We start from the raw sequence: 20,944 nt of genomic DNA on the forward strand, positions 1-20,944 counted from the left end.
TTCACACCTCAAAAGAGATGCTGCCTTTTTTATAATGCTTAACTACTAAGCTAAAAAACCTAACCTTTCACATTCACCACATAACGCCCAACTACCTTACTAGACATAAAGCGATCTAAGTATTCTGGCGTTTGCTCTAGCGTAATCTCTTCGCCATAGCTCTCAAGATTAGGCAGTTTCATATCGGTGGCGACACGCTGCCAAATAGCTTCTTTGTCTGCCAGTGGAATATACACCGAATCGATGCCCAATAATGACACCGCGCGGGTGATAAAAGGTATCACCGACATCGAAAACTCAGCGCCGCCTGCTAAACCACAACTGGTCACCGCACCGCCAGATTTGGTTTGCTTGAGCAGGTTGGGTAAGTAGTCGCCGCCAATAGTATCAATGGCATTTGCCCACAGCTCACGACCGATAGGCTTGTTCCCGATTTCATTGATGGTATCGCGATGACGCACTTCGCTCGCGCCCAATGCTTTTAAATGCTCGCTTTGCTCTGGCTTACCTGAGAAAGCAATCACCTCATAACCCAGCTGACTCAAAATAGCGATGCTGATCGTACCGACGCCGCCTGTTGCACCAGTTACCGCGACTGGACCATCACTGGGTTTTGCACCCATTTTTTCTAGTTTTTGGATACTGAGTGCTGCGGTTAAGCCGCCCGTACCGTAAGTCATTGCTTGTTTTAACGTCAGCGTTTTTGGGCAGGGCAATGCCCAATCAGCAGGGATAGAGATCATCTGACCCAGACCGCCATCCGTATCCATGCCCAAATCATAGCCAAATACCAATACTTCTTGCCCTGCGGCAAACGTGCCTGATTTGTCGCTGACGACGACGCCTGCTGCATCAATACCGGGGGTATGCGGATATTGTCTGGTGATTCTTTTATTGCCTGATGCCGACATCGCATCTTTGAAATTTAACGAGGAATAATGCACTTCTATCAACAAGTCATTTTCTGGCAAGTCACTGACGTTGCGTTCTTGAATACTTTTGCTAAAGGTGCCGTCGGTATGTTCTTCGACGACTAAGGCTTTAAAGGTTTTATTATTAGACATCATATTATTCCTAGTGAGGTTGTTTGGTGCGTGTATTCATTTGCACGGACATCATTTGCAACTACATCGATGTATGTAAGACAGTCATTTATTTATGCTTTTAACAACACCTTACCATTCTTACTTGCCTGCAATTTGCCATCGACCGCCTTGACGATATCTGCCAAATCAAACGTCGCTTCAACGGGCAGTTTTAAATTGCCATTGTTAGCGCGTTCGATCAGCTCATCAATCAAGCGCTGTTTGTTTTCAACGCTCATTTCTTGACTGATTTTGCTGCCCCAAAAGCCTTTGATCGTTGCTTGTTTAAAAATAATATGGGTTGGATCTAGCACCATTGGTTTGCCTGACATGATGCCAAACGATGCCAATGTGCCACCGTGACCCAGTAACGCCAGCAGATCATTACTCGATTCACCACCGATAGAATCAACTGCGGCACTGATTTTCTCATCACCAAGGATGGCTTTTACTTGGTCTTTCCAGTCGTCATCTGAGGTGTTGATATTATGCTTGATACCCAGTGCTTCTAATTCCTTGATAGCATCGTCACTTCTCACGACATTAATGGTGTTAATACCACGCGCGGCGGCTAGCATGGCGAGCGATTTGCCGACCGCGCCATTGGCAGCATTATGAATCACCCACTGACCGCTTGTTAGTGCTAAAAACTCAATCAGCATCAGCGCGCTGAGTGGCATCGCAATGAGCTGCGCCGCCATTTCGTCCTCTAAGCTATCAGGCATGACGAATACCATGTCTTTTGAGGCGACAAAATACTCTGCCCATGTCGCTTGTACGCTAGCTGCCGCCACGCGCTGACCCACTTTTAAGTCTTTGACATCTTGACCGACGGCATCGATAATGCCGACCGCTTCGCTACCACCAATCGCTGGCAGCTCAGGTTTAAAGCCGTATTGACCGCGAATGGTTAATAAATCATGGTTGTGGATAGAGGCGAGTACCATTTTGACTCGGACTTCATTGGCTTTTGGTTCAGGAATAGGCGTGTCACCTAAACTGAGGACGTCAGATGGTTTACCGAAGGTACTATAAGTTGCGCTACGCATAATCATTTCCTTTATTTATTTTTAGGTTGTGAGCAACAGTAACAAGTTTGTCTCAGTACCCTCAATGTTACTTTAGTTAAAGAATGTTATGCGTTGCACGTATCGCGTATAGTAATGCATAAGTAGTCGCACGATTAACGTTTACTGAGAGGCTTTATTCTCTTCACTTAAGTCGCCGACAATGACTGTAAAATCACCGTCTACCATCTCTGTGAGTAATGGCTCACCTTTGTCATTGACGCGGAATAGTCCATATTCAGCCGCTTCAAACGCCTCAGCATGACCTTCTTGAAAGAAGAACGCATTGGTCGCCAATTGCACACTGCCGTTACGAATGCGGTAATAAATGGGCAGCTCACTTTTAGTTAACTCTTCACGACTATTACTATCAGCTAAGCGGACAAAATATCCCACATTATTGTCATCGATTTTCACAATGACATAACCATCGCTTGGCTCATAAATACGAAAATCTGTATCAAGCTCGTCTAATTCTACATCTAGTTCTGAGCCTAATTCGTCTTGTGTTGAATGAGGGTGGTTTGGTCGCATGGCATCAAAAATATCGCGCTCTAGCGCATAGCTTAACGCCATATAATCGCCTTGCATAAAACCGCGTGGATCGACAGGTGCCAGCGCTAATAATACCGTTTTGCCATTACTAAGATGGTTTTCGTATTTGATGATATTCATGGTCATTACGACCAATATCAGCGCCAATCCAAGTAAGGCAACAGTGATGGTAACGGCTCGTTTTTTTAGCCAATGCGTGGATGGTGACGTGTCATCAATCAAGCGCTTGGTCAAAATTTTATTTTTCATGAGTGGCGCTCCTGATGATCGTTGGCGCTCATTGTCAAATCAGTATCGTTGATAAAGGGGTTAGCGAAATAGCGTTTAATCAATAGCCAACGCCCCATCAGCATGGTCAGTCCGACGATTAGCATTGAGAGAGATTTGATTAGCAATGAAGTATCGAGCTGATAGTAATACCAAAATACATAGCTGACCAAGGCGGTGACGCCCAAACCTAATAGCACTCGTTGGCTATTGGCGATCGCAATGACGATGATAAGGCTGGTCGCGAGCAGTCCTGATACGTAAATCGATATTATCCCAAGCAATACAATCGCACCACCAATGAAGAGTCCCGCTGCCGATAGTAATTTAACGTCGTAACGTTTTAGAATCAGATAAGTGGCATAAAGGCTGGCAAGTGTAAGCAATCCTTGCGCCAAATAGTAATTGTAGCGAAAAGTGTCGCCATAATAAGTAGCAAGGCTATGACTATGTTCAGCGGCGATAAAGTACACAGAAACGCACAACAGCATCAGCGCACTGGCGTAACCAATGGCTTTAGTAATATCAAAAACATCCGCTCGCCATTTATTAGGTATACGCTGCAATAGAGAATTGCATGATAGGTTGCTGCCAATCGTAATCAGCGCCAATAATCCCAAGTTGAGCTCAGGTAGATGATAATAGTTAAGCAAATAAACCGTCAAACCTAGCGTCATTATGCTACCCAATAGGCGATAGATACGGTTGGGCATAATGACCGTCATAACGATTTGTACAAGTAAAAATAGCCAAACATCTATAGGATGTGACAAATTATTATCAAATAACGCAAAGGCAATGTAGGCTTGCCCAGCCGAGCTAATAGCCAAGGCTAGGCTACTGATAAAGGCATTATCACGGCTTTGTTTATTTCTAAATAGCACAAAACCCGCCGCGCTGAGTACTAGACCTGTAATTAACAAGGCAATCACGCTATCAAATCCATCGATGCCGAACAATAATAAAGACAGAAAGGCGATTAGAAACAGACTCGCTACAATACCGCTAAGACCAAAAAGTATTTGTATAAACCAAGGAGTATCGTTTTGAGAGTGATTATTCGCTATCGTTGCCTTAGCACTTGTCTCACCAGTACGGGCATCAACCGCATTGCCGTCAATCAATCCAAGCTGTTGCAGCTGTAAAAGAACATTGTCCGAGTGTTGATTATTCATATCATTACTCATAATTACCTCCTTTGACGACAGCAGTGGGGAGGTTGTTTTCGCTGTTTAAACGTGCCGCATGACGCAGCCAAACAACCGCTGCTGAACTCATGCCAATCAATAATAGGGCTAAGATGAGAAAACCACCCATATCAAAATTGTCTAAAAACAACTTACCCGCCCAAAACATCACCACGACAATGACAGAGCCACATAAATAGGTCAGCATTAATAGATTGATGCGATACCAATAAAATCGCCAAACCATAAATCCGCACCAGCTCATCCATAGCAATAAAGTGATCAGCGTCATTAAAATATTGGCGTCATCAAAGACATAAAGAATGGCAAGGTAGGTAATAAAATAGCTGCTGAGTAAACCGACGACATAAGCGCTCCAATCCAGCTCAGAATTAAATCGGCTGCGTGTGACTGATGGTGGTTGACGGTCGATAAACGCGAGCCACAAGTTTAGCGCCACAAAATTAACAGCGGCAAGCACGCCTATTTGTAAGACACCTTCATAAAAATAGCTAGCAAAGGCAAAATCCATAACGCCGAAATATAAGACGAGACCAGTATTGATTAGCCCAAGCCATAATAACCATAGCGCAAGGAAGCGGGCGATGATTACCCAAGGAATAATCAGTACGGCCCAGCCAAAAAACAGCTGCCACGTATCCGCACCCGTTTGATAAACCTGCCCAAATAGCGCCAATAAGCTACCCGTAATCACGCTAGCAATTAACAATAGCATCTGCCGAACCAGCTGAAATTTCTGTCTAAAACAGAGCACAACGTAAAGGGCAATCGTGATAACCAAGGCCCCTTCGACCAAAGCGAACTTGCCCATTTTGCCCATATTTATCCAGTTATAGGCAATAAAAAACACCAGCGATAATACCAGCGCTATCGCCCCGATAATCAGCATGGCTTTATCAAAAAAGACCAGCCATGAGCGTTTGCTAGGATAGACTTGCAAATGAATCGCTGCATCGTTGGCATGCGTCAATGGCAGTATGCCTTGCTTGAGTAAATGCTCGATAGTACGCCGTGGTTGGCTCATAGCGTCCTCTAAATAAAAAGATGATGTTGCTTATCTTAGCTTTTTTGTGAGAGGTGGGTGTACTAAAGTTTATAGTTTTTTACTCAATAAAACTCAATACGACTGAGCAAATGCTCTTGGATGAGATAGGCGCAAATATAAGCGCTCGGCCACGCGACTACAAAATCAAAATTTCATCAAGAGATCAGCGTTATTAGTTTTATAAAAAGGAATTAATAGTGATATTGGTAGGTATCTATTCTAAATTTAGTGATTTTTATCATGAGCTTACTCAGCTATTACAAAAATAAGTAATTGCAAAAATCAAAAAATTGCACGATTTTAAGTAGCGAATAAGTCTGGTTTTGAGTGTCGAAAGTACCACACTATTATTCATCAGCGTCGGCTTAAAAAATCTATTAAATGATTAGTTATTAACAATAGTCTTATAAATAAAACTCATCATATCTACTAGAGTTTTATCGCTTGATAGCATTGAGTTCATTCACTTGACAGTGATAATTAGTGATTTAGAAACTGAGATTTGTAGTAATAATACAGGCTTCGAATGAGCGGTAGTATATTGCTGATGAAAGGTAATAAGCAGCTATAAAAGTTACTCGATTAATAGTAATCACATCTAATTTTTAGTCGTCGAAACTGCTTTGACTGCAAGCTTATTTTGCTTGTTAGTATCAGGGAGGAATTAAAACTTATTGACATTTGTATCGTTTTTAATTACTAATAGTTGTCTACAATATGACCAATAGTTAGTTAAAGTATTGTTAATAAACGTAGTCAATATACGGATATATTAACTCGAATCACTACTATTTAGTTGATCCGCCCAGCCACTGACCAGCAAGGATAGCTATTACATGATGCGCACTCCTAATCACTTTTTGTCCTCTATATTTCTGCCTACCTCTCTTGCGCTCGCCATGTCTATGACTGGCTGTAGTAGCGATAAGTCTGGCACTGACAGCCAAGCAGCTGACGTTGATCCTAATGTACTGGCTGATACTCAAGCGCTCGTCGTCAATAATGGTACTGAGCCTGAATCACTTGATCCACACAAAGTATCGGGTGTACCAGAATCTACCCTTGGCCGCCAGATGTTAGAAGGTTTAACCAATACGGATGCCGAAGGTAAGACCATTCCAGCAATGGCAACCAGTTGGGAAAGCGAAGACAATAAAGTATGGACCTTTAAGCTGCGCGATGCTAAATGGTCAAATGATGATCCAGTAACGGCAGAGGATTTTGTCTACAGTATGCGCCGCTTGGTCGATCCAAATACTGCGTCGCCGTATTCAAGCTATTTGGTCGATGCCAAAGTAGTAGGCGCTGATCAAATAGTTGATGGTAAGGCTGGCATTGAAACCCTTGGCGTAAAGGCTATCGATGATAAAACCTTACAGATTACGTTATCAGAGCCCGTGCCTTATTTTCCAGATATGTTGATTCATAATTCAGTCAAGCCCGTTCATAAAAAAACCGTTGAAGCCTTTGGTGATAAGTGGACAGCTCCTGAGAACATCGTAGTTAATGGTCCTTACAAGCCTACCCAGTGGCAAATTAACGACAAAATCGTTTTAACGCGCAACGCTTCTTATTACGACGATGCCAATACGACTATCGATACCGTCACTTTCCTGCCGATTCCTTCTAGTACGACTGACGTCGCACGCTATCAGGCGGGTGAAATCGATGTGACCTACAATGAGATTCCAACCGAGCAGTTCGCTTCGCTTAAAGAGCAAGTGGGCGATCAGCTAACCGTATCTCCTTATCTTTGTACTTATTATTACGAGTTTAATACGGTCAAGCCACCGTTCAACGATCCCAACGTACGCCGCGCTTTAGCCTTAGCTTTGGACCGCGACACCATTGCGGATAAAGTTATCGGTCAAGGACAGACGGCCGCTTATCAGTTGACACCCCCTGCCACCAATGGCGATATTGCAAATAGTCCAGAATGGTCGACTTGGGATCAAGAAAAGCGGGTTACTGAGGCCAAAAAACTGCTCACTGAAGCAGGCTATAGCGATAGCTATCCGCTGACTTTTGAGCTGCTATACAACTCCAATGACAATCATAAAAAGACTGCGGTCGCGGCTACTTCACTATGGAAGCAAGCGCTCGGCTTCGTCGATGTGACTTTGACCAATAAAGAATGGAAAACCTATTTGGATACTCGCCGTAATGGTAATTATCAAATCGCGCGTGCTGGCTGGTGCGGTGATTATAATGAAGCGTCAGCTTTCTTAAATATTGCCAAATCTGACAATAGTGGCAACTACGGTAAATACAATAATGCTAACTTTGACAGTTTAATGGCGCAAACGCTGAAAGCTGGCGTTAGTCCTGAGCAGCGTGCCAACCTATACAAGCAAGCTGAAGCTCAGCTCGATCAAGATATGGGTTTACTTAACATTTATCATTACGTCAGCCCGCGTCTAGTGAAACCTTATGTCATTGGATTTCCAACTAAGGATATATTAGACAATTGGCAGGTAAAAAATCTCTCAATTGCTAAGCACTAATCGTTTGACTGAGCGCTGAATAATTCTATCGATTGAATGTCTGAGAGCGGTAAAAGCAGCTGGTTTCATTTATCGCTCCTATCAAATAACGCTGATAGCGTCATTAGTTTCATTTTTCACGGCCACTCTTATTAGGCGTGTTAGATGAAACTTTTGTTATTTATAAACGACGATTATAGATATTTTAGTTAAAACCAAGTCATTGAAGATTGCTAGTCGAGTGATAACTGGGCGTTAGGTTTGTGCTAGTTATCTCATTTTAATTTAGCTGAAAAATAAGCATCATTATAAAAGAGGCATTATGCTAAAACTGATTTTTCGGCGTATCTTAGAGGCCATTCCGACCTTATTTGTATTGATCACGGTCTCCTTTTTTATGATGCGTTTGGCGCCAGGCAGTCCGTTTACGGGTGAGCGTAGCTTGCCACCTGCGGTACTGGCCAATATCGAGGCCAAATACAATCTCAACGATCCTATGTGGCTACAGTATGTTAATTATCTAAAGCAGCTAGCGGTAGGCGACTTTGGACCGTCTTTTAAGTATAAAGATTATACGGTTAACGAGTTGTTGTCGCAGTCGTTTCCTGTCTCTATGGAGTTGGGTCTATACGCTTTTATATTGGCATTGGTCTTAGGACTTATCTTCGGTGTTATCGCAGCTCTGAAGCAAAACTCATGGATAGACTACGTACTGATGGCCTTTGCTATGACAGGTGTTGTGATTCCAAGCTTCGTTAAAGCGCCATTATTAGTGCTGATCTTTGCCATTATTTTGCAATGGCTACCAGCTGGTGGCTGGAATGATGGGGCACTCAAAAACCTTGTATTACCAGTCGCCGCTTTAGCGCTCGCTTATGTTGCGAGTATTGCTCGTATCATGCGCGGCTCGATGATTGAGGTGATGAATAGCCAGTATATCCGAACGGCTAAGGCGAAAGGTTTGCCGATGCGCCAAATAGTGATGAGGCATGCGCTGAGACCCGCACTACTACCCGTTATCTCTTATTTAGGTCCAGGTTTTGTCGGTATTATTACAGGCTCTATTGTGATTGAGACTATCTTTGGTTTACCTGGTATTGGACAGTTATTCATTAACGGCGCACTCAATCGTGATTATGGGGTAGTGCTTAGTTTGACCATTTTAGTCGGGGTATTGACCATTGCCTTTAATGCTATCGTCGATATTTTATACGCGGTAATTGATCCAAAAATTCAGTATTAAGACGACCGTTTAAGCGCATTATCATTCCAATACGGTTTGATGGGTATCATTCATTATTATTATGCTAAATAGATTATTAAAAGGACGACTATGAGCCTTACCGCAGACCAGACAACTGACCTAGCAGACATAGGGGCTCAGGAAATCAAAGGCCGCAGCCTTTTGCAAGATGCTAAGCGCCGTTTTTATCGCAACAAGGCCGCCGTAGCCAGTCTTTTTATCTTGCTACTCGTGGCTGCCTTTGTCATTTTTGTACCGATGTTAGCACCTTTTGGTTATGCCGAAACCGACTGGAACTTTATGCAGTCCGCGCCAGCCATTGATAATAAGCACTACTTTGGTACTGATTCACTCGGTCGTGATTTGTTAGTGCGAACCGCAGTAGGTGGTCGTATCTCCTTAATGGTAGGCGTCGCCGGCGCTACGGTTGCAGTGATTTTCGGTACGATATACGGTGCAACGTCAGGCTATCTTGGTGGCAAAGTCGATACTGTTATGATGCGTGTATTAGAAATTTTAAGCGCCTTCCCCTTTATGTTTTTTGTGATTTTATTAGTCACTATCTTTGGTCGTAACCTTATCTTAATCTTTGTGGCGATTGGACTGGTATCGTGGCTGGATGTTGCGCGTATCGTTCGCGGGCAAACGCTAAGCCTGAAGAGTAAAGAATTTATCGAAGCTGCGCACGTAGGCGGCGTATCAGGCTTTAATATTATCTTACGCCACATCGTGCCCAATGTACTCGGGGTGGTGGTGGTTTACGCCTCTTTATTAGTGCCAACGATGATTTTGTTTGAGTCATTTTTAAGCTTTTTGGGACTTGGTGTTCAAGAGCCGATGACCAGTTGGGGGGCGCTGTTGCAAGAAGGCTCAAAAACCATGCAGGTAGCACCTTGGCAGATTTTGATTCCTTCAGCTTTTTTGGTCATTACTTTATTTTGCTTTAACTTTATTGGCGACGGTCTGCGTGATGCGTTTGACCCTAAAGACCGCTAAGAGGGTGACATCATGAAAAACCAAAGCATGAAGGATAAAAGCATGAAGGATAAAAGCATGAAGGATAAAAGCATGAAGGATAAAAGCATGGAGGGTAAAAGTATGGAAGATAAAAACATAGCAACTCAAAAGATTCATAACGCCGCCAACGCGTCTAGTGCTCCTGAGAAAATAGAGTCTACTACCTTTAATATAGGTACTGATTCAGCGCTCGATAAGCCACCTAACGCAGAAAACACCTTGTTAGCAGTCAAAGATTTATCGGTACAGTTCACGACCGAAGAAGGTCTAGTAACGGCGGTTAATGGCTTAAATTTTAACCTGCATGAAGGCGAAACCTTAGGTATCGTTGGTGAGTCCGGTTCAGGTAAGTCGCAGACAGCGTTTGCTATTATGGGGTTATTGGCAAATAACGGTTATGCCAAAGGTTCGGTACGCTTTGAGGGTAATGAGCTACTAGGATTGTCACAAAAAGCACTAAATAAAATTCGTGCCGAGCAGATCGCGATGATCTTCCAAGATCCGATGACCTCATTAAATCCTTATATGAAGATAGGCGACCAGCTCGCTGAAGTATTGATTTTACATAAAGGCATGAGTAAAAAAGACGCTTGGGCCGAATCCATACGAATGCTAGACGCGGTTAAGATTCCAGAAGCCAAGAACCGTATTGGCATGTATCCGCATGAGTTCTCAGGTGGTATGCGTCAGCGGGTTATGATTGCGATGGCATTATTATGTCGGCCTAAGCTGTTGATTGCTGATGAGCCAACCACCGCGCTCGACGTGACTGTTCAGGCACAGATTATGGTTCTATTAAACGAGCTAAAACGCGACTTTGGCACCACCATTATTATGATTACCCATGATTTGGGGGTTGTGGCGGGTATCTGTGATCGAGTACTGGTGATGTATGCTGGGCGTACCATGGCGTATGGAGAGACTGAAGAGATTTTTTATGCCCCAAGTCATCCATATACTATCGGGCTACTAAAAGCGATTCCGCGTTTAGATAACGATATGGGCAAGCTTGAAACCATTCCAGGTAGTCCACCAAATTTATTAGATTTGCCTGCAGGCTGTCCTTTTTATGAGCGCTGTTCTCATGCTATGGAAATCTGCCGAAATACACCGCCACCGTTGGAATTTTTACCGAACGAGCGTCAACGCGCTTGCCACTGGCACCCTGAAACACCCGTTGATCACTCACTAGATAGCTCAGCAGATATCGATGCCAATAATCAATCAGGGATGGAGGGCTAGCTCATGATGACACAGAATTTAAATAGCGCCAAAAGCAATAATCCAGCACCGTTATTGCAAGTAAAGGAAATTCATACCACTTTTAATATCAAACAAAAAGGTACTTACTTTTGGCAGAAGCCTGTCACTCTAAAAGCAGTTAATGGGGTATCGTTTGAGCTATTTGCTGGTGAGACTTTAGGGGTGGTGGGCGAATCAGGCTGCGGCAAATCAACACTCGCTCGTACTATCATCGGATTGATACAAGCTGACTCTGGCAGTATAAAGTTTTGTGATGAAGAGATGGTTGGTGCGTCCAAAAAGACCATGAGATTAAAGCGAAAAGACATTCAAATGATCTTCCAAGATCCGCTGGCATCACTTAACCCGCGCATGACTGTAGGGGATATTATCGCCGAGCCTCTTCGCACTTATTATCCCGAAATGAAGAAGCCTGAGGTGCAAAACGAGGTACGCGCCATCATGAAAAAGGTGGGGCTACTGTCCAATCAAATTAACCGATATCCGCATGAGTTTTCAGGTGGTCAGTGCCAGCGAATAGGCATTGCTCGAGCACTGATATTAAAGCCCAAAATTATTATCTGTGATGAGCCAGTCTCCGCCCTTGATGTCTCGATTCAGGCGCAGGTCATTAATTTATTGCAAGAGGTGCAAGAAGAGATGGGGCTAGCGCTTATCTTCATTGCCCATGATCTTTCTGTGATTAAGCACATTGCTGATCGAGTCTTGGTCATGTATTTGGGCAACGCCGCCGAACTGGGTTTGAACAAAGCCGTATACGGCAATCCGACTCATCCCTATACCCAAGCACTGATGTCTGCTGTACCGCTACCTGACCCTATTGCTGAGCGTAACAAGGTCATTCAGTTATTAGAGGGTGATTTACCCAGTCCAATCAATCCACCGTCAGGTTGCGTTTTTCGCACCCGTTGCCCACTAGCTGATGAAGAGTGCGCACACATTAAACCCGTGTTAGAAGGCACCATAAATCACCGAGTGGCTTGTTTAAAGAACAAGGTCGAGGTGGCTTAAAAGTGGTTTTTGGTTTATGAGTATTGACTGTATTAAAAGCAGGCGGACTTATTCAAATGCTCTTAATACAATCTAATGTTTTTGCTCATTGGTTTTAAACGTCAGCAGTTAGCATCAATCAATCAGTTTCACCGATATCAATAGCCATTTCATTAAGTAATATTAAGTAATATTAAGTAATATTAAGTAATATTAAGTAATGTTATTAGCTGACCACGAGGATGGGCTTGGAGATGGCTTTATTACGGGAGTAATTAGGAAGGTCATTAAAGCCTCTTATCCAGATCCAGTCACTTATCATAAGATGACTCAACGTCCCTAATATCCAATCAAAAAATACCTTTTTATCTTCGAATAAAATACCTTCAGCAAGGCTGTGTATACGACCACAGATTTCTTAATTCATAGCGGCATGATGATTTACCATCAGTACACAGCAATGCTTCATCATGGCATTCTCATACTTTAACTTCTAGCTGGTTCAATAAAACTCAATACGACTGAGCAAATGCTCTTGGATGAGATAGGCGCAAATATAAGCGCTCGGCCACGCGACTATAAAGGCATATTTCCATGAGTGAAACAGCGTGATAAAGAACCCATCGACGAATCCTACATTGATCAGCAGCAATGCAGTTGAGATAATCGTGGACATTAGCAGTGCCATTAAAAAGGTAAAAATAAGCCGGTAGTACTTGCGCCGTGTGCGTATTCTAATGGTAGGGAATTTTGCCATAGTGTGGAGGTGTCCTACATGGTGATGGTGGCGTTTGATGAACGATGAACGATGTTGCGTAGCGTCATGAGTCGTCATTACCAACCATGATATCGTATGTTGATAAGTGGATAAAATCGTTATTATCAATGGCGACATTCGTTATATTTTAATGACTGTTGTCCCATGCATAAAAATAAAAATTCCCAAAAAATAACAAACTAAAGATGATTAATTTTGCTACGATAAAAGCGATTACAACCTACAAATAAGGCAATAAAATGACCGTGCACAAGCAGCGAACATTGGGCATCATCGGTGGTATGAGTTGGGAGAGTAGCGAAAGCTATTATCGGCTGATAAATGAGGGTGTCAAGGATAAGCTGGGTGGATTACATTCAGCAGATTTATTCATACATAGCGTAGACTTTGCGTTGATTAATAAGCACCAAGAGCAAGATGAATGGGCAGCGCTGGGTGTAATCATGGCCAGCAGTGCGCAGCGTTTGCAAGCCGCTGGCGTACAAGGGCTCATGATCGCCTCTAATACAATGCATAAATTACTCGATGATGTGCAAGCCGCGACGCATTTACCTGTTATTCATATCGCTGATGCCACTATTGCCGCCATCAAAAAACAGAATCTGTCTAAAATTGCCTTGCTGGGCACTCAGTTTACGATGACGGAAGATTTTTATAGGCAGCGTTTGGTGGATGCAGGGCTTCAAGTGTTGATACCAGAGAGTGATGCACGAGCAGAGGTACATCGAATTATCAAAAAAGAGCTATGCGTCGGTGAATTTAAAGACAGCTCGCGCCAGTATTATCAGCAGGTGATTAAAGATTTAGCGGATCAAGGCGCAGAGGGCGTCATCTTAGGCTGTACAGAAATTGGACTGCTCATTAAACAAGCAGATAGCCCAATTCCAGTATTTGATACCACTTTGATTCATGCAGCGGCAGCGGTGGATTTTTTATTAGAGTAGCGCGGACTGATAAAAGTATTTAAGCCTATAACGTTTTGACCAAGCGCTCTAACAGCTCAAGCGTGCGCTCCTGTCTGACCAAAGCGACGCCTTGTCCTGCCCATAAAGACTGATACTCTGGGTCAAGATTATTGGTCGCATGACCACGAAAAGATTTGGTCATCGCATTTAATTGTGGATAGGGCGGTAGCTCATGCGCACTTTCAAATTGAGCAAAATCATGCAAATAATTATTTAATAAACCACGAGCCTGCTTACCTGAAAACAGTCTCGTTAAGCGTGTCTCAGTGCTGCGCTTATCTTCACTGGCATCGAGTAGCGCTTGCTTATAAATGTCATTAATACCGCATTTATCTGTGGTCAAAAAAGCCGTTCCGATTTGCGCCAGCTCAGCGCCAGCCGTTTGCACTGCTTTGATATCTTGCCCAGTCATGATGCCACCTGCTGCAATTAACGGAATATCGGTACACGCGCGCGTTTGACTAATCAGTGTCAATAATCCCAATGGATCGTTTTCACTTTGCGGGAGCCAGCCACCACGATGTCCACCCGCTTCGACCCCTTGCACACATACCGCATCAGCACCAATATCGCTCCATGCTTTCGCTTCTAATGGATGATTTGCCGTCCCGATGACGCGCGTGCCTAGACCTTGCAGATGCTGAACTTGCTCGGCACTGATAATGCCAAAGGTAAAACTGGCGACAGGAACGGGATTGTCATAGAGCACTTGTAGCTGATCTGCAAAGCTTAGCGCAGGGCGTTCAGGCAGCGCAAACTCGATATTGTTTTCTTGATAGTAATGACTTAGCCAAGCAGGGATTTCGGTATCAAAGGTACTCGACTCATGCTCAGACAACACCATTAGATTAATCATAAAAGGGCGATCAGTGAGCGATTTAATGGTGTCAATATGGCTATGCAAAACCTCTGGCGGCGTCATGCCCGATCCTAATGAACCCAGCCCACCAAAGTTACTCACCGTCGCTGCCAGCTCAGGGGTGGTTGCGCCTGCCATCGGCGCTTGCACGATAGGATAGGTCAAATTAAGGGTATTCAGTAAGGTCATGACGGGCTTCCTTTTTGTTTTGTTAGGTTTTTTATCTCACTTACTTTAACAGAGGTAAGCAATGAGTATGTTGGATAGTGTTTATTTAGTTGCTGAATATGGGGATGGATTTTGACTACGATTTTGTAGTTAAGTAATTTGACTACGGCTTTGTAGTTAAAGGCTTTCTACCTATGCCACTACACTACCTTGATTAGCAATGAAATGAGAAGGCCTATATAAATCAATACATTCAGGTATTTCAAAGTGTTTTATTGATTAGCAATGTAATGAAAATCACCTAGGCCCAAGAAGGAATATAACGAGCATACCTTTTTGATTCAGGAGCATTAGGGTCAAGTTTGATTAGATTTTGCTCGACACAGTTATTGATTGTTTGTGACACTGAGTTACTACTTGCAGAAGAAATACCAAAACGCTCTCTTAAAGACTGATTTGTCATCTGTTTTCTTAATACATATTGTAGGGCACAGTGTTGATAGCAAGCTCTAACTCTATCGGATCCTTCCATATCTTTATAAGCTTTGGGTCCATAAATAATTGCAGTAGTCCGTATGTGGCCAGTTAGAAATTCGGGTGCAGGTAGCTGCATAAATTCTGCTGTCTCTACCACTCTATCAATCCCACTACTTTTCTCTTCACAAATCCCAAAACGTCGCATTAAATCAGCCAATGATTCATTTCGAGATTGGTAGCTATCAATAAACCTATCAACAGGTACTAATGGTAGTCCTGGATTTGTAATTTCTACACGATTATTATATATCTCTACAAATGGTGATGTACCTGAAATTTGAAAATCTTGATGAATTAAAGCATTAGCAAGTAGCTCTCTTAAAACTACCTTTGGTAATAGCTTGGTTTCTTTACGCAGCGCATTTTCGATTATTTCATTTTGTGGTAACTGGCTCATGACATAGTCTACCAGTCCAGAAAAACCTACGGCATAGCCTTTATCTCCTGTTAAATCGGAAATGGTCTGAAGTTTAGACTCGCCACTGTAAAGAATAACTCTAATAGCTTTCCTTTTGACTGTGTCGAATCGCTTTAAACTTTTAGCAAGCAGAATAGCGGCCATATTTGATATATCATAACCTTGGGCAGTTCTTTTAATCAACGAATCACTAATAAGTCTATTTATTACACCTGCTTGATTGGTAGGATAAGGCAGGTTAAGTAGCTCAAAATAATTCTGAGTATCTAAGCTATTTACTACTTCTTGAGCTGAAGCATTTAAGTATGCAGTTTCTTCTAGCCAGATAGGTTGACCTTCATTAAATATAGTTCGTAACCTATCCTCACTCATAGCGACTAGCTGCTCGCCAGATCGCATCCAATAACCACCTTGGTATTGATATGCAGTACCTTGAGGTCGGCTAGGTATAACAAAGACAATAATCCGTCCATCTGGATGAGTCACTTCATTAAGATCTACCCTAAAACCAAGAACGCTGAATATTTTCCCCACAACCTCGTTAGCATCTTGAAAAGCTGATGTTCCACAGATAGTTCTCGGAAGTTTGTCGGTAATGCCGAGTACCAGATGACCACCGCCTTCATTAGCGATGGCTACACAATACTTATAGAGCTTCGTAGAGTCAAATTGGTTCTTCGCCTCTTTAAACTCGATGATCTGTGTTTCTTTAGGTAGCAAAAGCCAGAGATTAATTTGTTCAATGCCGATAGTCATATTTTTCTCATAATCACTTTAGTTATATTATCCACTATAATTAATTTTACTCAAATTATTAACAAAAATTCATAGATAGTAGTTTATGAGTGAAGCTAATGAGACATTACATACCTTCATAAATGCAAAACCTGTGAAATAATTTTATGATTAGCTAGATTAACATATTAAATAAAACTCAAAGAATATGTTCAACCCATCAGCAGCCAATAATGGTCTCTACTAACCTCTATCCAATCAATGATTAATCAATAGTGCACTCAGAAAACATAATAAAAAAGGGAAATTCTATCTAAAGAATTTCCCTTTGAATTTTTAGAGCTTCAAACAAGCTTTGTTAGCGAAGCTACACCAAATGATCTGATGCTTCTTAGTTCAACTGCAAAGAGCCCTTCGCATTCATCAACAGCTCAACCACATCATCACCGCTAATCACTTCAAAGCGTTTGTCGATGGCAGATTCTTCCACGCCGTTGTGCTTCATGCAAGCGCCGCAGACCAGTACTTGACCGCCTTTTTCGATAAAGGCTTCTAACAATTCGCCCGCAGGTTCAAATGGTGCGCCAATATTGACGTTATCTAACGCATTGGGCAATGCCAAATGTACCGCGTCCACCATCAATATCACTGAGGCAGAATGACCTTTTTTAAGTGCGACACCTGCCATAGTAAATGCTAAGGTGATTTTGCTTGGATTTGATTCACTATTATCAAATAACGTACCGACATAATCCGTCGTGTTAGCCATATTATTCTCCTTATAAGACTGTTTTAATTAGATAGTATTTAGTTGAGCTGAGTATGATGCTCACTACTATCCTAACATTTAATATATGTATTTATATAATGTATTGTTAGGAAATAGTAGTTATAAGGTTAACTGATTGTGAATAGGTGTTTGTGACTTATGAATAAAGTTAAAAAATAAATGCTAACTTTGCGGTGGCCACGGACGATCAGCATCACTGATGATCCATTCTGCCACATAGCCACTCGGTGGCAACTGCCAATCTGCTTGCCCCAATGAGGTTAGTACACGTGCTGTTTCTATCACCTTACCTTTTTCAGTCACGCCCGTCCGCAGTAGAGCAGAGGAGCAAGGTTTGCCCTTTACCCACATCGACTGCTCGATATATATCCAACGCTCATCGAAGCCGACGATATGCGTTTTCATGGTGACTTTATCAAAGGCGCGAATGCGTTTGCGATATTGAATGGTACTGCCAGCGACGACCAAACCCCAACGCTGCTTGAGCAGTTGACGTCCAAGCCCGCTACGCACCGCGAAGTCAGTACGACCCATATCAAAAAGGGTAAGTACGCGACCATTATTCATCTCTAAGAAATTGTCGATATCTGTCAGACGACAGCGAAAGCTAATCTCACTCGTATCTTTAAACGTTAAGGTATTGCCTTTTTTGACTTGTAGCGCGGCGTGGGCGATGGTGCTGGCATAACGGATAAAGGGATACATAGTGCAATCTCAAAAGAGTAAAAGGTAAGGTGAGTATTCTTATTTTAGGGCTTATTAGATGCTACACCGATATGATTAAAATAAGCACTGACAGTTTCAGGTATCCAGTTGATATCAAATCTTGATTTTTTATAAAGATGCGGCGATTTGTCTTTGTCAGAGCGATAACGAATAAAACCCACATGCCCGCCATGCTCAGTGTCTAAGATAGTGACACTGTTAGACACATCGTTTGGCGTGGCGGTAAAACCAAGGAAGGGGTCGTCTTTGGCACTAATTAACAATAAAGGTTTCGTTACTTTTATTAAATAAGGCAGGGCTGATGAGGCTTGATAGTAGTGGTTATTAGAGCGGTAGCCATGACGCGGCGCGGTAAAGATATCGTCAAAGTCACTGATGCGATTGACCGCTTTGATCGAGTCGATCTCCTCTTTGCTGATATCATTGGCTAAGGCTTTTTTGATAATCGGGTTGAGCAGATAAGGGGTGTAGATACGATGGCTCAAAAAGCTGTGCATACTAAGCGCCGCCGATGACATATCAACTGGCGCAGAAAGCACAGCCGCGCCTCGGCAGATTGCTTTATGACCATATTCGCCCATGTATTTCGCCAACGCGTTACCACCCAGTGACACCCCAACTGCATAAATATTGGCGTACTGTTGACTTAAATTTTGCAGTGCATGATGCACCTCATCGGTATCACCCGCATTATAAAAAACTCGGCCATTAGCAGGAATGCCGCCACAACTGCGGAAGTGCGCCACCACAAAGTGCCAGCCCTGAGCGTGCATCTGATGCGCCAAAGCACGTGCATAATGGCTGTCGCTGCTGCCTTCCATACCGTGGAATAGCACGATTAATGGCGTTTGTTCACGCTCGCTGTTTTCTACGGTGGCGATAGGATGTGCATCATAAAAGTCATAAGCAATATCACTTTCATCCAACGAGTCTTTTCGACCACACGGCGATAAGTAGGCGTTTTGGGCGCAAAAAACTTAGGCAAGATGCTTTGCAGATGCGGATTGGCCAGCCAAAAGGGTGGTTTAAAAGGCGCTGGAGAGAAGGGTTGGCTCGGTTTTGAAGTTGGCATAAAGGTATCTTATTTAATGGGCGTTAAAATCATCTTTAACAATCAGTGCCTTATCATACCCATGGCAGTTATCAAAACCAATAAGATTTAGTGAATGCTCAGTGAACGCATGGTTACTCATTCTCTTTTTCCGACGCATTTAATACCCGTCCATCCATCGCCAGACGTTCTTTTAAATGGTCGATATCTGCGTCAGCAATCGTCACGGTCAATGTCACTTGTTTACTATAAGCGACTTCATCGATATTGCCATTTAAACTGTCGACCACATAGCGGCATTGTGCTTCGGTCGCAAACTCTGCCAATATCTGCCCTTGTGCCATTGGCACATAAGGGCTTAAATCCATCTCATCAACGACTGCTTGCGCTGCGCCTGCATAAGCACGGGTTAGACCGCCTGCGCCCAGTTTAATACCACCAAAATAACGCACGACGATGATAATGACGTTACCGATCGCTTTATGCTGCAACACATTTAATATCGGGCGACCTGCCGTACCATTTGGCTCGCCATCATCATCAAAGCCAGCACTGGTAGTGTTATTAGGGTCACCAATGATATATGCCCAGCAGTGGTGGCGCGCATCGGCATATTGCTCACGTAGTTGTTCCACGTGAAACATTGCCTGCTCACGCGAGGTTACAGGATAAGCGTAAGCAATAAACTCGGATTTTTTAATTTCTAAGCGCGCAGTGACAGCACGTTTTAGCGTTTGATAGCTCATATTTCATCAGGTCTAGGTTGGATATGGTAAACTTGTCTAACTTTCACTGTCGTCCGTATTGGGTGCAGTGTTCATTTAATTTTTTATTATAGTACCACTTCTGACCCATGAAGATAGCGGACAAGCTCAGTGCGAGTGCTGGTGTCGTTAGCTGCTACGGTAAAGTAGGTATCATCAAACGAATGGTAGGCAATATATGCGTCTAGATAAATTTTTGAGTAAAGCCACTGAGCTATCGCGTAAAGAATCCAAAAAAATTCTGCACGCCGGTGAAGTGACGGTAAATGATCAGGTCATCAAAGACCCAGGCGTCCACGTCGATGTGGTCAATGACGACGTGATTTGGGCAGGCGAGCCATTATCGGTCGCTGCGGGCAGTCGTTATATTCTATTACATAAGCCTGAAGGCTTTGAATGTACGCTGAAAGTGAAAGAGCATCCAATTGTCACTGAGCTGATTGCGGTGCCAGAGCTTGGTAGCTTGCGCATTGCAGGTCGCCTTGATGTTGATACCACCGGCGCATTATTAATGAGTGATGATGGTAAATGGTTGCACCGTGTCACCAGCCCTAAGCATGAACATGCCAAAATTTATGAGCTGACTTTAGCAGATGCGATGGATGAAGCGGCGCAAGCCAATGCCGTCAAAGAAGTCGCTGAAGGCATCCTTTTAGAAGGCGACCACGAAGAAACAAAACCTGCTGTTCTCGAATTCATTGATGAGACGCATGCACGTTTGACGCTTGAGCAAGGTAAATATCATCAAGTAAAACGGATGATGGGTTACTTTGGCAATCGAGTGGTTGAGCTGCATCGCGCTAGTGTCGGTCATATTACTTTGGAAGGGTTAGAGAAAGGCGACAGTCGCTTTTTAACACCTGAAGAAGTCGATAAGTTCTAAGTTTTTCATCTTGAAATGAACTCGCAAGCACTTCTTTACAATCAGCA

At 43.1% G+C, this 20,944-nt stretch carries 18 protein-coding genes and 1 pseudogene; 7 read left to right on the forward strand and 12 right to left on the reverse strand.

Features of this window, described 5'->3' with window-relative positions:
• Positions 1-59 precede the first annotated feature (59 nt).
• From JMV76_RS03905 to JMV76_RS03925, 5 genes are all read right to left on the reverse strand, one after another.
• Positions 60-1,064: an oxidoreductase gene (locus tag JMV76_RS03905; RefSeq protein WP_201502064.1), complete on the reverse strand. Its 1,005-nt coding sequence runs from the start codon at positions 1,062-1,064 to the stop codon at positions 60-62.
• A 92-nt stretch (positions 1,065-1,156) separates the two neighbouring features.
• Positions 1,157-2,134 carry a zinc-binding dehydrogenase gene (locus JMV76_RS03910; protein WP_201501715.1) on the reverse strand — a complete coding sequence of 326 codons (978 nt, stop codon included), beginning with the start codon at positions 2,132-2,134 and terminating at the stop codon, positions 1,157-1,159.
• 141 nt (positions 2,135-2,275) lie between these two features.
• Positions 2,276-2,956 (reverse strand): GDYXXLXY domain-containing protein, encoded by a 681-nt coding sequence (locus JMV76_RS03915; protein ID WP_201501716.1) that lies wholly within the window; start codon positions 2,954-2,956, stop codon positions 2,276-2,278.
• Positions 2,953-4,161 carry a DUF4401 domain-containing protein gene (locus JMV76_RS03920; RefSeq protein WP_201501717.1) on the reverse strand — a complete coding sequence of 403 codons (1,209 nt, stop codon included), beginning with the start codon at positions 4,159-4,161 and terminating at the stop codon, positions 2,953-2,955. The genes JMV76_RS03915 and JMV76_RS03920 overlap by 4 nt, the downstream gene beginning before the upstream one ends.
• Positions 4,154-5,206, reverse strand: a complete 1,053-nt coding sequence (locus JMV76_RS03925; RefSeq protein ID WP_201501718.1) for a DUF2157 domain-containing protein — start codon at positions 5,204-5,206, stop codon at positions 4,154-4,156. Before JMV76_RS03925 ends, JMV76_RS03920 begins: the two co-directional genes overlap by 8 nt.
• Positions 5,207-6,063: 857 nt before the next feature.
• On the opposite strand from JMV76_RS03925, the gene JMV76_RS03930 reads away from it, so the two are divergent.
• The 5 genes from JMV76_RS03930 (at position 6,064) to oppF (ending at position 12,244) form a co-directional block, all read left to right on the forward strand.
• Positions 6,064-7,731: an ABC transporter substrate-binding protein gene (locus JMV76_RS03930; protein WP_227690091.1), complete on the forward strand. Its 1,668-nt coding sequence runs from the start codon at positions 6,064-6,066 to the stop codon at positions 7,729-7,731.
• Between the two features lie 301 nt (positions 7,732-8,032).
• A complete protein-coding gene (gene oppB / locus JMV76_RS03935; RefSeq protein WP_201501719.1) occupies positions 8,033-8,953 on the forward strand; it encodes an oligopeptide ABC transporter permease OppB in 921 nt (306 codons plus the stop codon).
• Between the two features lie 90 nt (positions 8,954-9,043).
• A complete protein-coding gene (gene oppC, locus JMV76_RS03940; protein ID WP_201501720.1) occupies positions 9,044-9,949 on the forward strand; it encodes an oligopeptide ABC transporter permease OppC in 906 nt (301 codons plus the stop codon).
• A 12-nt stretch (positions 9,950-9,961) separates the two neighbouring features.
• The gene (gene oppD / locus JMV76_RS03945; RefSeq protein WP_227690092.1) at positions 9,962-11,212 is read left to right on the forward strand and encodes an oligopeptide ABC transporter ATP-binding protein OppD; all 1,251 of its coding nucleotides are present in this window, start codon (positions 9,962-9,964) and stop codon (positions 11,210-11,212) included.
• A gap of 3 nt (positions 11,213-11,215) precedes the next feature.
• The gene (gene oppF / locus JMV76_RS03950) at positions 11,216-12,244 is read left to right on the forward strand and encodes a murein tripeptide/oligopeptide ABC transporter ATP binding protein OppF (protein WP_201501721.1); all 1,029 of its coding nucleotides are present in this window, start codon (positions 11,216-11,218) and stop codon (positions 12,242-12,244) included.
• 481 nt (positions 12,245-12,725) lie between these two features.
• On the opposite strand, the gene JMV76_RS03955 is transcribed toward oppF, so the two are convergent.
• Complete coding sequence (locus JMV76_RS03955; RefSeq protein WP_045442930.1) at positions 12,726-12,980, reverse strand: DUF2798 domain-containing protein; 255 nt, start codon at positions 12,978-12,980, stop codon at positions 12,726-12,728.
• 260 nt (positions 12,981-13,240) lie between these two features.
• On the opposite strand from JMV76_RS03955, the gene JMV76_RS03960 reads away from it, so the two are divergent.
• Positions 13,241-13,945 carry an aspartate/glutamate racemase family protein gene (locus JMV76_RS03960; RefSeq protein ID WP_201501722.1) on the forward strand — a complete coding sequence of 235 codons (705 nt, stop codon included), beginning with the start codon at positions 13,241-13,243 and terminating at the stop codon, positions 13,943-13,945.
• Between the two features lie 25 nt (positions 13,946-13,970).
• Here JMV76_RS03960 and JMV76_RS03965 read toward each other — a convergent pair whose 3' ends face one another.
• The 6 genes and pseudogenes from JMV76_RS03965 to JMV76_RS03990 form a co-directional block, all read right to left on the reverse strand.
• A complete protein-coding gene (locus JMV76_RS03965) occupies positions 13,971-15,014 on the reverse strand; it encodes an NAD(P)H-dependent flavin oxidoreductase (protein ID WP_201501723.1) in 1,044 nt (347 codons plus the stop codon).
• A 280-nt stretch (positions 15,015-15,294) separates the two neighbouring features.
• Complete coding sequence (locus JMV76_RS03970) at positions 15,295-16,704, reverse strand: ATP-binding protein (protein WP_201501724.1); 1,410 nt, start codon at positions 16,702-16,704, stop codon at positions 15,295-15,297.
• A 370-nt stretch (positions 16,705-17,074) separates the two neighbouring features.
• Positions 17,075-17,452, reverse strand: coding sequence for a DsrE family protein (locus tag JMV76_RS03975; RefSeq protein WP_045442939.1), 378 nt, complete (start codon positions 17,450-17,452; stop codon positions 17,075-17,077).
• 183 nt (positions 17,453-17,635) lie between these two features.
• Positions 17,636-18,178, reverse strand: coding sequence for an acyl-CoA thioesterase (locus tag JMV76_RS03980; protein ID WP_201501725.1), 543 nt, complete (start codon positions 18,176-18,178; stop codon positions 17,636-17,638).
• Positions 18,179-18,222: 44 nt separating this feature from the next.
• Positions 18,223-19,271, reverse strand: a pseudogene (locus JMV76_RS03985) (YheT family hydrolase).
• A gap of 113 nt (positions 19,272-19,384) precedes the next feature.
• Positions 19,385-19,996, reverse strand: a complete 612-nt coding sequence (locus JMV76_RS03990) for a YigZ family protein (protein WP_201501726.1) — start codon at positions 19,994-19,996, stop codon at positions 19,385-19,387.
• Positions 19,997-20,192: 196 nt separating this feature from the next.
• Between JMV76_RS03990 and JMV76_RS03995 the strand changes: the two genes are divergently transcribed.
• Positions 20,193-20,897 carry a pseudouridine synthase gene (locus JMV76_RS03995; protein ID WP_201501727.1) on the forward strand — a complete coding sequence of 235 codons (705 nt, stop codon included), beginning with the start codon at positions 20,193-20,195 and terminating at the stop codon, positions 20,895-20,897.
• The last annotated feature ends 47 nt before the right edge of the window (positions 20,898-20,944 follow it).

Source organism: Psychrobacter cibarius (genome assembly GCF_904845955.1).
GTDB lineage: Bacteria > Pseudomonadota > Gammaproteobacteria > Pseudomonadales > Moraxellaceae > Psychrobacter > Psychrobacter cibarius_B.